Genomic DNA, 13,250 nt, shown 5'->3' on the forward strand with positions numbered 1-13,250 from the left:
GGCCGAGGTAGGGCAGGAAGCGCGGTGCGAGCACGGCCTCGTACAGGCGCCGGATCAGCTCCGCGTCCCCCTCGACACCGGCGACGAACACCGCGTCGGCGAGGTAGAAGCGCTCGGAGAGCGGCATCGACTTGCCCGAGTCGGCGTGGTGCGCGGTGTGGAAGTCCCGCATCCGCGAGCCGGGCTGGTCGATCCGTACGCCGAACCGCAGGGCCGTCAGGTCCGAGAAGTCCTCGTTCCGGGAGCGGCCCTCGGCCGCGGCGAGCAGTCCGAGCACTCCGCTTTTGGTGGGTGCGTTCTCCGTGCCGCGGCGGGTGAAACGGGCCGCCGAGCCCCAGGACTGGAGGGGCCCGGCCAGGCGCAGCAGCAGCACCGTCATGCGTCGGACCCCAGCCGACGCGCCACCTCGGCTCCGACTTCCTCCAGCAGTTCCTCCAGCGTGACCCCGGGGCCGAGGTCGGCGAGCGCCTTCGTGTCCTCGCCGACACGGAAGACCCATCCGCGGTCGCTGTCCTTCTTCGTCAGCCCGTACTGCTTCTCCAGCTCCGGCACGTGAGCGGCGAGGCGCCGGCAGCTCTGCTCCAGGAAGCCGCCTTCCTCGCTCTTTTGCACCGGCTTCTCGAAGGCTCCGATGAAGCTGACCGGTCGGCGGTCGCGCACCTTCACGATCACCGCCGAGGGCAGGGTGTGGTTGCCGAAGGTGTTGATCTTCCCGGTCGGGAGGGAGGTGATGAAGGCTTCGAGGAAGGCGGTGACCGCCTTCTCCACCGGGGTGCCGGGTGACTCGTCCTCCCGGAGCCCGGCCCCGAGGTTGCGCCGCAACTCGTCGACGTCCACGGCGGCGTACCGGTAGAGGGTCGCGGAGTTGAAGTCGATGGTGCCGATCATCCCGGCGCCGGTTTCCTCATCCTTGTTCCGGTCGTCCACGGCGGTGTAGTAGTCGGACTCGATCTCCGACTTGTGCACGCTGAGGGCGTGGGCCACCTGTGTGGCCGCCTCCACGTTGAGGTCGGCGGAGTCCGCGACCATCCGTCCGAAGAGCGCGATGTCGACCGAGTGCCGGGTGTCGACCGCCTCCCGTGCCCGGGCCTTGTTCTCCTTGTTCTTGAGGTGTTCCTCCAGCGCCTTCACGTCCTTGCCGGGGCCGCTACCCGTGATGGCCAGCTCGGCGAGGGCGTCCAGCTGCCTCCTGCTGAGGAACATCAGGTACGAGGACTCCGGCGCCGCGGAGCCGTCCTCGTTCTTCTCCTTGCGCTTGGGGACCGTGATGTCCGAGCCGGTCGCCGCCTTCAGGATCTTGGCGGCGAGGTCGACCGCCACCGATTCCATCGACTTGTCCCGGGCGATGATTCGCTCGGCCAGGGCCTCGGCCACCTTCTTCGTCCGGACGCCGAGTTCCTCGGGGGGCAGAAGCTCGTTGAACGCCTTCCGGGTGGCGCGCTTCCATGCCTGGCTGGAGACCCGCGCCCGGCGAACTCCCCCGAAGTACGCCGACTTGGGCGTTCCGGTGTCGTCGCGGTTCAGATTGCTCGGCGGGACGGTCTGGAGGATGTGGATGTCGAGGATGGTTCGGGTCACCGTGGTTCCGTTCTGCTTGTGATCTTGTGGTGTTTCGTCGATGCGCGGCGCCGGTGGGCGGTGCCGGAGCCCCGGCGCCGGGATGAGCGGCGAGGGTTAGTCACCCGCGTCGGCGCTGGTGAAGTCCGGCAGGTCCTCATCGAGGGGAGAGGCCCCGTGCCCCTCCTCGCTCCCGGGCTCGGTCCCGCCGTAGGCGAAGTGGAACTCGCGGCCCCAGGCGCGTCGGACCTCGTCGCGGCGGTTCTCGTTCTGCCACAGGTGGAGTTGGTCGGCGAGAAGCCCGTAGTCCAGGGGAATCCGCGAGGCGCGCAGCAGCAGCACCATCTCGCGCAGCCGGACGCCCAGGGTCTCGACATCGGTCGATGTGCCGATCCGCACGAAGCGTTTGCGGATGGTCGGGCTGATCTCCTCGACCGGCTCGGAGCCCTCCCGCTTCTCGTCACCCGACTCTTTCCCGGCATCGGAAGGTTCGGAGCGGTCACGCGTGCCGGACTTGCCGTGGGCCAACCGTCGTACCGAACGGCCGAGGGGCCAGCCGGAGACGTGCATCGGCTCGTCGCGAAGGGATTGTTGGTGCAGGGCCCACAGGGTGACGGCGAGGTGCACCGCCTCCTCCTCGCGCTCCGCCTCCCGCTCGTCCATCCGACGAGGCGGGGAGGAGAGGTGCCGGGGTGCGGGCGTGCCTTCGTGACGTTCCTCTTCCTTCCGACGTTCCTCCTCCCGGAGTTCGGTCAGGGCCTCCAGGTGGCTGAGTCCCCACCCGGTGGGGGAGGCGTACACCCTCCGGCCGGCCTCGCGCCGCAGTCGGGCCACCGCCGCCACGGCGGCCGGAGCGTCCTGCCGGTATCCGGCCTGCAGGCGGGGGATGGTGCGAAGCGTGGCCCGGCGGGGGAGGTGGTGCCGGTCGCCGCTTCCGGCGCGGGTGGAGCCGTCTCCGCCGTCGGCGGGACGGGTGCTCGTGGTCATGATGGGTTCTCCGTACGGTTGTCGCGGGCGGTGCCCGGACCGGCTCAACGGGAGGAAGTGGGGGTGCCGGCGGCGGGGCGTTCCCCGACCGGTCCCAGCACCTTGTTCAGGCGGTGGATGAACCAGTTGTGGGCGCGGCCGGTGTCCATCAGGCGGGTTCCGATGCCGGGGACATCCGTCATCCGTCCCTCGTCCGCGGCGGGCCCGGCGGAGGCGAGGAGCTGACGGCCGAGCCGCAGGACGTGCCGGCGGACCGTGCGTCGCCACTCCTGGCGTGCCGCGGCTGGATCGGGATAGGCCAACAGGTCCTTCAACCAGGCCCGGTACGGCCCGTCCAGCGTCCCGAAGCCCAGGTCACGGGCGGCGTCGACGGGCGATCGGGGATCCGTGCCGGCGGCCCGGGCGAGGTTCCCGGCGAGTTGGCCCAGCGCGGCCACGGCCAGCTCGGCCTCGTGGACCGCGTCCACGGCCGCGGCGCCGTACACCGGGTTCTTCTCGTGCAGGGTGATCACCGGCAGCACCACCGAGTCGTCCACGATCTCGTCCACCACGGACTGCTGGGTGCCGTACACCGCGCCGACCAGGCGCAGCCGGATCAGCGTGCCCGGGGCGATCTCGGTGGAGGTGATGACCCGGGCGAACCACTCGGCCACCCCGGGGCGCAGGGCCTCGGCCGGCTCTCCCCGCTTTCCGGTGTCCGCCTCCCGTTGCCGGGCCGGCAGCAGCGAGCCCAGGCCGCGCCACGCCGCTCGGCTCGGGTCGTGCCGCCGCGGTGTGTACACCGGCACCCGGCGCTGCTTCTTCTCCTGCGTCGGGCTGCGACGCCAGCCCGACATCGGCTCCACCTTCCACGGCGCGGGGAGGGCGAGCGGGTCGCCGTAGCCGAGGACCACACCGGTCACCACGCCGTTCTCGGCGTGCAGCCGGATCCTTCGGGACTGCCAGGTGTAAAGGTCCCGCAGACCGGTGGGGTGGGCGCCACCGGAGTCATCCCCGCGCGGCCCGGGGCCCGGCGGGGGACGCCGCCACACGGGACGGTCCTCGCCCCGCTCACCGTCCTCCGACTTCTCGTACGCGTCCTCGAAGGCGATGAGGTTGAGCAGCAGGGTTTCCCGCAGCGTGGAGCCCTCGGCGAAGACCCCTCCCAGATTGCCCAGGGAGCCCACACCCAGGGGATAGACCTTCCCCTTCTTCGCCCGGTCCTCGTCGCCCACCATGGCGGACTTGATGCCCGAGGTGTCGTAGGCGTGGGTGTGCACCAACCATCGGGCGGCTTCGGCGTAGGCGAGCCGGTCGACTCCCGGGCGCCGCATGGAGAAGAAGACGGTGCCCACCGGAACGTCGGCGACGATCCGGCTGAGCGGAGCCACCTCCTGCTTCGCGGTGCACAAACCCGCCACCTGGTAGAACGGATGCTCGGGGTGGAACAGGTCGAAGCGCTCGCGGTGACGTTCGAGGTACGCCGGGAGGCCGGAGAAGGGATCCGGCGACAGCCACAGATCCTCCCAATCCTCGATCTCGGCGGGGCCGTTCAGGGCGTCGTACGCGATCGCCAGCAGCAGACGCAGCAGGGCCATCTCCTGCGTGGGCACATCCCCCACCAGCCGTCGCAGTTCGCCCGCCCGGGCGAAGAGGTCGAGCAGGGACAGCTCCTCGACCGTCCCGTCGAGCCGTTGCACGGGCAGCCACGGGGAGGAGACCAGATCGAAGGACGGCGGGCCGGTGGCCGCCGACGGCTCCGTACTCACCGAACTTCCTTCCGCGCGCTCCCCGCTCGCGGGAGTGCCGCTAACCGGCACTCCCGCCGGTGCTTCCCCATCACGCCTGCTCTGCTCACCTTGATCACTTTCTTCCGACCCGGGTCCCCCCGAGGGCGGACCCGGGGTGTTCGCGGGCACGCCGGAGGGAGCCACCCGCAGTCCGTCGACCGGGCTGTACGTGAGGTCGAAGCCTGCCAGTCGGGTCTGACAACGCTCATCGAGGACGAGCAACAGCTCGCCGGCCAGCCAGGGGCACTCCTTCACCTGCCAGGCCGGGACCAGGAAACGCTCCAACTCGGGGATGACGCGGTCGATCAACCAGGGCTTGGCGAAACGCCCCGGCAGGGTGAGGGCGCTCGCGGCGACCGCCTCGGCGGCGCGTCGGCTCGGCGGGAAATCGGTGGGCAACTCCAGGCCGCCCCGCCCGCCCTCCTGGCCACCGTCCAGCCACGGCACGGTGGTCAGCCGACCGTCCGCCCGCCGCTGGATGACCAGCACCTCCAGGGTCTCCTCGCTGTCCCGCACCTGGGCGCGGCCCCTGCTGCTGTCGTCGGCGTCCCCGGCGTGGGCCTCCAACCACCCGTACACCGGCCGACCCGGGCGCCGCACCCGATCCAGGAGGAACCCCTCCGCCTTGTCCCGCTTCTCCGACAACAGCGCGCGGTGCTTCCGGTGGGCCTCGGCCAGTTCCTCCGCCCACGTCTCCGGCCCGACCTCCTCCTCGCCGTAGGCGCTCTGCACCAGCGGGCTGATGTCGGCGGGAAGCCGCAGGGGCTTGCCGTCCAGATGGGGTTCGAGCACGGCCAGCGCACGCAGGAGTGTGTGGTCGCCCTGGTAGACGGCTCGCGATCCCTTGACGGGTGAGGGCGGCGTCGCCTCCCAGTCCACGCCGGTCACCAGGCAGCGCGCCCGGGCCAGCCTCTCCGGGCGTCGTCGCGGATGCCGGTGCAACCGGCCCATCCGCTGCAACACCAGGTCCACCGGGGCGAGATCGGTGACCAGCACGTCGAAGTCGATGTCCAGGGACTGCTCCACCACCTGGCTGGCCACCACCACGTGCCGCTCGGGCCGCCCCTCGCCCCCCGGGCCGAACCGTGCCCCCAGATCCGCGTCCTTCGCGGCCCGGTCGGCGGCCAGGAAGCGGGAGTGCGTCACCGTCACCGCGTCATCGCCGAACCGCTTCCGCAGCATCTCGGCGGCCTCCAGGACCCGGTCGACCGTGTTGCGCACGACCAGGGCACAACCGCCGTCGGCCAGCTCCTCCTCCAACCGGTCGGCCAGGACCGTCACGTCATCATCCAGCCGCTCCACCACCACATCCGTATCGCGCCCCGAGTCGAACGCGGGCCGAACGGTGAGAGCCGGACGATCCGGGGCGACAGCCGTGATCAGGGGATAGGCGTCCGCCGCCACCTCCACCTCCGCCCCCGCCGACCCCGCGTAGGCGGCGGCCAGAGCACGCCTGCGCTCGGCCGGGAGGGTCGCGGAGAGCAGCACCACCGGCACCCGGTACGCCGCCAACCACTCCAGGACCCGGTCCAGGTACCGCCCCATGTACGCGTCGTAGGCGTGCACCTCGTCGATGATCACGACCTTGCCCGCCACCGCCAGATGCCGCAGCGCCAGATGCCGACTCTTCAGCCCGGCGAACAACACCTGATCGATGGTGCCCACCGCGAACGACGCGAGGAGCTGCTTCTTCCGCCCCCGCAGCCACTGATGGGCATGAAGTTCGGCCGGTCGGGCGCCTTTCGTCTCTGCCTCACCGACACGCTCCTCCCCGTCCGGATCCACCGCGGCGATGGTCCGGTGTCCCTGTTTCAACAGGCCGGCCCACCGGCCGTTGAGCGCCGCCTTGGCATGGGCCAGGACGACGGAGCGGGGTTCTCCGTCGCTCGCGGGCAGCTGTTCCACCCAGTTCATCAGCCGGGAGAACATGGCATCGGAGGTGGCCCGGGTGGGCAGCGCCACCAGTACGCCACCGGCACCCGCCCGGGCGGCGAGAACCTCGGCCGCGGCGAGGGCGGCCTCGGTCTTCCCCGCACCCATGGCCGCCTCGACCATGATCAGTCCGGCTGTCGGCATGGAACGCGCCACGCGGACCGCCTCCTCCTGGACCGGCCGCACCTCCGCGCCCTTCAACTTCGGGAACCGCTTCGCGAACAGTTCTCCGGTCGACTCCCGCGGCATCCCGGGCGCCCAGGGCTTCGGCAGGTCCAGACCGTCCCACGCCGCCCGCAACCGGCGCCGTTCACCGATCGGCCCGGCGGGAAGCCAGCTCTCGGGGTCGTAGGGGAAGAGCTCCGAAGCGCTGGCGATCCAGTCGGACACGATCACCAGGGCGGTCAGGATCACCTGCACGGGCTGGGGCAACCGCACGGTCCCCCACTCCGGCAGCCGATTCGTCACCCCCGCCAGATCGGCGCAACCATCCATCAACTCGTACTGAACCCGGTGCCACACCTTCTCGCTCGGCCCCGGATGCCGCAGGAGGTGCGGACGCAACCGGAGGTCGTGGATCTGCTGGTGGTCGGGGGGCGTGCCGTGGTGACCACCCGCCACGACGGCGAACTGCCCGGAGGTCCGCCCGGCGAGCCCGAACCGTTCCTCCATCCACTCCTGCAGGAGCAGTTGGCCCGCCAACCCGTGGGGCGCCAGCCGGCGGTCCAGCCCGTAATCCTTCTTCAACGGCATGCCGAGGCCGACGTCCCGCATGCGATCGGCCAGGGTGTCGACCTGGCAGGCGAAGGCGGGTGTGGCCTTGCCGATGTCGTGCGCGGTCGCGAGGAACCGCACGAGCTTGCGGGCGTCCTCCTCCCCACCCGGCAGCGTCCCGGACACCAACTCCTTGGTGGTGTGGGGCACCCACTGCTCCCACAGCTCCCCGGCGACGCCTCCGCTGTCCGCCATGTGCCGCCACAAGGGCAGCCAGCCTTCCGTCTTCCGGTCGTGCTTCGCCCATGCCGCTCGCGCGGCCCGGGACAACCCGGCGAAAGAAGCCTCGCCGTCATCGGGATCCGTGATCACAGGGGTATGGAACACGCCCGAGGCCCCTTGTGCGGGTCTTCCCGCAAAATGCGCACATGGAGCAGGGTGGGATGATAAAGGGCCCACGACGAGCGCGAACGAAGCAACGATGGCTTCCCGCCTCAGCCTCCGCCGGCGCAGGAAGCCACGGCCACCAGCTGTTCCCCGGAGTTCACGGACGCCGGGACGAGAGGCACCCGGCGATCACGTGACTCCGGAGAACGCGATGGCCGGATTCGGCAACGCCCACCACTCCGGGCCGGCTTCGCCGAGCCGTGTGCACGCCCCACACGGCTCGGAAGTGCGGAGGCACGCCTCCGTCGAAGGGGCCGGGGCCGCAGGCGGCTTTCCTGCGGTGGCCCTGATCAGGCGGCTTTGTTCCTGGGGGCGAGTTGGGAGACACGCTGGTAGGAAATGCCCAGGGCCTTGCCGGCGTCACGCACGGAGAAGCCGCGTGATGTCAGTTCCTCGGCGGCTCGGCGCAGAGCCGCCGCCTCGGCCTTTTCCGCCGCGAGGGCCGCGGCGCGCGCCGCCTCCAGTTCGGAGAGTGCGGCGGCGGCCACCTCGTCGGCGGGTACGAGGTCGACGGTGAAGGAGGTCTCCGGGATGTCGAGGAGCATGCTGATGACATCGGCGGCCATCTCCTCGGCCTCCGCCCAGGTGCGCCCCTGGGTGACACCGACGTGGTTCGGCGGCAGGCCGTGCACCTCGACCACCCAGTAGTTGCCCTCGCGGGTGGTTGTGGCCTTGTACCGGGCCCCGGTTTCGGAAGGGACCTTCCCGCCCGTCTCCGTCTCCGTCTTCGTGGTGGTTCGTACTGCTGCTCTCGTCTTCTGCGCGGTTCTGGTCATCGCTCGTCCTACCTTTCAAGGGTGGTTGCTCTGGTCATTCGTAAGATCGGAGGGCCCAGGGGTTCTGGGTATGGCTGTCATCGGGGAGCCGTTGGATGGCTTAGAGGACTTGGCCGCCCGGAGCCCCGCGACGACTCGACCGCCAATTGGGAGACGCGACTCCGATCGCTGCTGTAGGACAACGTCGGCGAGGTCGTCTGCGGGTGTGATGTGAGACAGCGAGTTGGCGGAGGTGGCCGTGCCCGAGATCTGGGCCGGGGTGGACATCGGCAAGGAACACCACCACTGCGTGGTGATCAACACGGACGGCCGGCGGCTGCTGTCCCGCCGGGTCCTGAACGACGAGACCGAGCTGCTCCAACTCATCGACGATGTCCCGGCGATATCCACCGACGTGCTGTGGGCCGTTGACCTCAACCACGGCGGAGCTTCCCTGCTGATCGGCCTGCTCCTCAGCCACGACCAGCCCATGGCCCACCTCACCGGCCTGGCCGTCCACCGGGCCTCGGCCACCTACCGGGGCGAGGGGAAGACGGACGCGAAGGACGCCTTCGTCATCGCCGACCAGGCCCGCGTGCGCCGCGACCTCGGCCTGCTCCGGCCCGGTGACGAGATCGCCGTGGACCTGCGCACCCTGACCACCCGGCGCCTGGACGTGGTCTTCGACCGCACCCGGCAGATCAACCGGCTCCGGGCTCAGCTGCTGGAGATGTTCCCCGCCCTGGAGCGGTCGCTGGACCTGGTCAACAAGGGTCCGGTGCTGCTGCTGACCGGCTACCAGACCCCGGCAGCGATCCGCCGGGCAGGCCCCAAGCGGATCGAGACCTGGCTGAAGAACCGCAAGGTCCGCGGCGCCGCCGCACTGGCGAAGACGGCGGTGGAGGCCGCGCAGGCCCAGCAGACCGCGTTGCCCGGCGAGAAGCTGGCCGCCGCTATGGTGGTCCGCCTCGCGAAGGGGGTGATGGCCCTCGATGAGGAGATCGCCGAACTCGATGCCCTGATCGAGGCCCGGTTTCGCGAGCATCCGCATGCCGAGGTGATCCGCAGCCTGCCCGGCATGGGCCCCAAGCTGGGCGCCGAGTTCATCGCCGCGACCGGTGGTGACATGGACGCGTTCGGCAGTGCTGACCGCCTGGCCGGCTTCGCCGGCCTGGCTCCCCGGCCCCGCGACTCCGGCCGCGTCAGCGGCAACCTGCGCAGGCCCCGGCGATACCACCGTGGCCTGCTGCGCAGCATGTACCTCTCGGCGATGGTCAGCATCACGACCTGCCCGGCCTCCAAGGCGTACTACCAGCGGAAGAGGAGCGAGGGGAAGGGACACAAGCAGGCCCTGCTCGCGCTCGCCCGCCGCAGACTCAACGTCCTGTGGGCCATGATCCGTGACGGACAGCGCTATCAAGATTCACCCCCCGTCACAGCAGCGGCTTGACATCACGATTGGGAAGTCCTCTCCTTCGGGCGATGGGCCCAGCGGGCTCAGGACTCGACGTCCTGAGCTCGCTGGATGATCGCCTTGGCTGTGCCTTCGGCGATCTCGTTGTGCCTCGGGACGGGGATGGTGAGAGGGCCGAAGGACCAGATCTCGTGTTTCCCCTGTCGCTCGAGGGCGAAGCGCACTCCTTTCTCGGCTGCCAGCATGTTCAGCGTCCGAATGAGCTCTCTTCGCTTCACGTCGTGGTTCTGGCGTAGCGAACACTGCGTGTCTAATCCATGCGAACACGTTCGGCAAGGTGAGTCACCGAGAAGGGTTGGCCCACGGGGATATCAGAGCCGCTCTCCGGTGAACGGTGACCTCCCGCCGGCTCCGGGCGAATGATGTGCCGAACCTCGGGGCGGACGCTGCCGCCGAAACCCAAGGTCTTCATTCGCCCCTGACGGATGGGACCACCCCCGCAGGGGTGGGGAGCACACCCCCACACCGGCACATCCCGCAGCACCACGGGACCACCCCCGCAGGCGCGGGGAGCACTCCAGGACCGTCAGGTGGTGCTCGGGGGCGAAGGGACCACCCCCGCAGGCGCGGGGAGCACGATCCCTCGCGTCTAAGGAAGACCCCACCTCTGGGACCACCCCCGCAGGCGCGGGGAGCACCCCGCCGGTCGGTGGCACTACCCCCGGAAGGCGGGACCACCCCGCAGGCGAGGGGAGCACATTTCGGGGTCACTTGGGAAAGAAACAACAGAGGGACCACCCCCGCAGGCGCGGGGAGCACTGAGCCGCTGATACGCGCCGGCCCGACGTGGGAGGACCACCCCCGCAGGCGCGGGGAGCACGCGGCCGGAATTGTCGATTTTGACGATCCCCCGGGACCACCCCCGCAGGCGCGGGGAGCACTTCCCGTAGGACAGGGTCAGGGCCGGGCGGCTGGGACCACCCCCGCAGGCGCGGGGAGCACAATCTCGGCCAGGTCGGTTACGCGCTCGGGCTGGGACCACCCCCGCAGGCGCGGGGAGCACGCGTGCTTCTTCTTCGCCTCCCGGCGATCCAGGGGACCACCCCCGCAGGCGCGGGGAGCACCCCGTGTGGGGGAGCCGTAGCGAAAGCGAGTCCGGACCACCCCCGCAGGCGCGGGGAGCACCCTCACACCCTGAACAAGTCCTCCGGGAAGCCGGGACCACCCCCGCAGGCGCGGGGAGCACAGGTCATCCTCCGCATAGGTGAGGGAGTCGACGGGACCACCCCCGCAGGCGCGGGGAGCACCAGCCTGTCCGGCACGTGGGAGCCCTACGTGCCGTGGACCACCCCCGCAGGCGCGGGGAGCACGTCCGTACGGATATCCGCGGACACCCGCGTCAGGGACCACCCCCGCAGGCGCGGGGAGCACCCGCGGGCCCGGGGAACCACGGCGGCCGCCCTGGGACCACCCCCGCAGGCGCGGGGAGCACCCAACGGGCCTCTCCGATCGTCTCGTGGGTCGGGGACCACCCCCGCAGGCGCGGGGAGCACGCTACCTCTTACTTCCTGTTGATGTCGGCGGGGGGACCACCCCCGCAGGCGCGGGGAGCACTGTCGATCGCCATGTCAGAAACCCCCTTCCATGGGACCACCCCCGCAGGCGCGGGGAGCACAACCATTCGACGGCCGCGCGCATGTCCTGAGGGGGACCACCCCCGCAGGCGCGGGGAGCACGATCATGGAAGCGACTCCGGTAGAGGGATCGCCGGACCACCCCCGCAGGCGCGGGGAGCACCGGCGCCCCGCCCCGCTCACGGGGTGGGGCGCCGGGACCACCCCCGCAGGCGCGGGGAGCACGGCGCCGTCCCGCCGGGGCGAGCCGGGCGGGCGGGACCACCCCCGCAGGCGCGGGGAGCACCGCAGCGAGGTGCTTCTGGCTCTCACCCCGGCGGGACCACCCCCGCAGGCGCGGGGAGCACGTACACATCCGCTTGCGCGGAGAACGGAACCAGGGACCACCCCCGCAGGCGCGGGGAGCACGCCGCCCGTGGACACCCGCACCCGAGCGGACGCGGACCACCCCCGCAGGCGCGGGGAGCACGACGGCTACCGCGTGGGGGCGAGGGTCCAGCGGGGACCACCCCCGCAGGCGCGGGGAGCACCGGGCGAGGATGAGGCTGAAGGGTGGGGTCCTCGGACCACCCCCGCAGGCGCGGGGAGCACTCCCGCGCGGACCACCGAGCTTGCTCGCCACGGGGACCACCCCCGCAGGCGCGGGGAGCACCTGCGCCTGGCGGATGACGTGACGGTGGGCCAGGGACCACCCCCGCAGGCGCGGGGAGCACACAACTTGAGCACACCCTAATTTAGGGTGTAGGGGACCACCCCCGCAGGCGCGGGGAGCACTCAGGACCCGGACGCGAATACCATCCCCCGCGGGGACCACCCCCGCAGGCGCGGGGAGCACCTGAGGAGAGCCCTCGCATGTCCGAACTCAACGGGACCACCCCCGCAGGCGCGGGGAGCACCCGACGATCTCCCGGCCTTCTGCCTCGAATTCGGGACCACCCCCGCAGGCGCGGGGAGCACAAGTTCCAGACGTGATAGGTGTCCTCGCCCTGGGGACCACCCCCGCAGGCGCGGGGAGCACTTGCACGATCGTGTCGAGCTGGTCGTCAGTCAGGGACCACCCCCGCAGGCGCGGGGAGCACAGGCCGCGAGGCCGCGAGGCCCGAGAGCATCCGGGACCACCCCCGCAGGCGCGGGGAGCACCCGTGATCCGGGCCTCTTGGCCACGACCGGTGGGGACCACCCCCGCAGGCGCGGGGAGCACGAGGGTCAGGCCCTCACCGGCGCCGGCGCCGCGGGACCACCCCCGCAGGCGCGGGGAGCACGCGGAAACCACCCCTGACCAGGGAGTTTCCGGGGGACCACCCCCGCAGGCGCGGGGAGCACCAGCTCATCGCGTCGCAGCAGTCCGGGTCGGCGGGACCACCCCCGCAGGCGCGGGGAGCACGCGCTGCCACCCCACCGCCGAAGGTGACGCGGAGGGACCACCCCCGCAGGCGCGGGGAGCACCGCCGCGAAGCGGGGGGAGGCAGGCACGAGGACGGACCACCCCCGCAGGCGCGGGGAGCACGCCCCTGGGGTGGGGGCCGGGCCGGTGGGTTGGGGACCACCCCCGCAGGCGCGGGGAGCACTCGACCTGCTGTGGTGCACGCAGAAGCCCACGGGGACCACCCCCGCAGGCGCGGGGAGCACCGTGTCGGCCGTGTCACGGCCCTCCCGGGCCAGGGACCACCCCCGCAGGCGCGGGGAGCACAGGAGCCGACCAGCATCTTTATCTCGCGGGAAGCCTGTTTTTACTCACTAGCAGAGATTCCGGCATAAGGTGTGATCCTGACATTCCATCTGAAGGCTGAGTGGGTTCTTCGACTTTACCGGTTTCCGATGCACCGCTGGCGAGCCGCCTTGCCCCCTACCCTGGCCCGGAGCGTTCGGGATGCATGTCTCTCCGGTGGGTCCCCCGGCGCTCGGGCGATGGGGTGCCAGGGATGCTCGTAGCTCTCGGAGGTGAAGCCTTGTTCGTTGTTGCTCCGGTACGAGAGCGGGGCGTATCCAAGGTGCGTGAGGGCTCAGTCGGGAAGCGGGGGGTGGGGTCGTCGTTTTGGCG

7 protein-coding genes and 1 CRISPR repeat array are annotated in these 13,250 nt (G+C 71.2%); of the genes, 1 reads left to right on the top strand and 6 read right to left on the bottom strand.

Annotation, left to right across the window (positions count from 1 at the left end; all coding sequences use genetic code 11):
- The 5 genes from cas5e to FNQ90_RS03195 form a co-directional block, all read right to left on the bottom strand.
- The coding region (gene cas5e / locus FNQ90_RS03175; protein ID WP_182604858.1) for a type I-E CRISPR-associated protein Cas5/CasD at positions 1-379 on the bottom strand (379 nt) is incomplete at its 3' end.
- Positions 376-1,578: a type I-E CRISPR-associated protein Cas7/Cse4/CasC gene (gene cas7e, locus FNQ90_RS03180; protein WP_182604859.1), complete on the bottom strand. Its 1,203-nt coding sequence runs from the start codon at positions 1,576-1,578 to the stop codon at positions 376-378. The genes cas7e and cas5e, both read right to left, overlap by 4 nt.
- A 96-nt stretch (positions 1,579-1,674) precedes the next feature.
- Positions 1,675-2,544, bottom strand: coding sequence for a type I-E CRISPR-associated protein Cse2/CasB (casB, locus tag FNQ90_RS03185; RefSeq protein ID WP_182604860.1), 870 nt, complete (start codon positions 2,542-2,544; stop codon positions 1,675-1,677).
- 44 nt (positions 2,545-2,588) lie between these two features.
- Positions 2,589-7,331 carry a type I-E CRISPR-associated protein Cse1/CasA gene (gene casA / locus FNQ90_RS03190; protein WP_407699299.1) on the bottom strand — a complete coding sequence of 1,581 codons (4,743 nt, stop codon included), beginning with the start codon at positions 7,329-7,331 and terminating at the stop codon, positions 2,589-2,591.
- A 365-nt stretch (positions 7,332-7,696) separates the two neighbouring features.
- On the bottom strand, positions 7,697-8,182 hold the full coding sequence (locus FNQ90_RS03195; protein WP_194432189.1) for a type II toxin-antitoxin system HicB family antitoxin: 486 nt from the start codon (positions 8,180-8,182) through the stop codon (positions 7,697-7,699).
- Positions 8,183-8,414: 232 nt separating this feature from the next.
- Here FNQ90_RS03195 and FNQ90_RS03200 point away from each other — a divergent pair, with 232 nt between their 5' ends.
- Positions 8,415-9,611, top strand: a complete 1,197-nt coding sequence (locus FNQ90_RS03200) for an IS110 family RNA-guided transposase (protein WP_182604862.1) — start codon at positions 8,415-8,417, stop codon at positions 9,609-9,611.
- Positions 9,612-9,658: 47 nt separating this feature from the next.
- On the opposite strand, the gene FNQ90_RS03205 is transcribed toward FNQ90_RS03200, so the two are convergent.
- Positions 9,659-9,853 carry a type II toxin-antitoxin system HicA family toxin gene (locus FNQ90_RS03205; protein ID WP_143618060.1) on the bottom strand — a complete coding sequence of 65 codons (195 nt, stop codon included), beginning with the start codon at positions 9,851-9,853 and terminating at the stop codon, positions 9,659-9,661.
- 512 nt (positions 9,854-10,365) lie between these two features.
- Positions 10,366-12,899: a CRISPR direct-repeat array (repeat unit 29 nt; unit sequence GGGACCACCCCCGCAGGCGCGGGGAGCAC).
- Positions 12,900-13,250 lie beyond the last annotated feature (351 nt).

Source organism: Streptomyces alkaliphilus (assembly GCF_014141535.1).
GTDB classification, from domain to species: Bacteria; Actinomycetota; Actinomycetes; order Streptomycetales; family Streptomycetaceae; genus Streptomyces; species Streptomyces alkaliphilus.

Bases quoted from the DNA above. Each gene is read 5' to 3' on its own strand.
- casB (WP_182604860.1), bottom strand. From the start codon at position 2,544: ATGACCACGAGCACCCGTCCCGCCGACGGCGGAGACGGCTCCACCCGC.
- FNQ90_RS03195 (WP_194432189.1), bottom strand. From the start codon at position 8,182: ATGACCAGAACCGCGCAGAAGACGAGAGCAGCAGTACGAACCACCACG.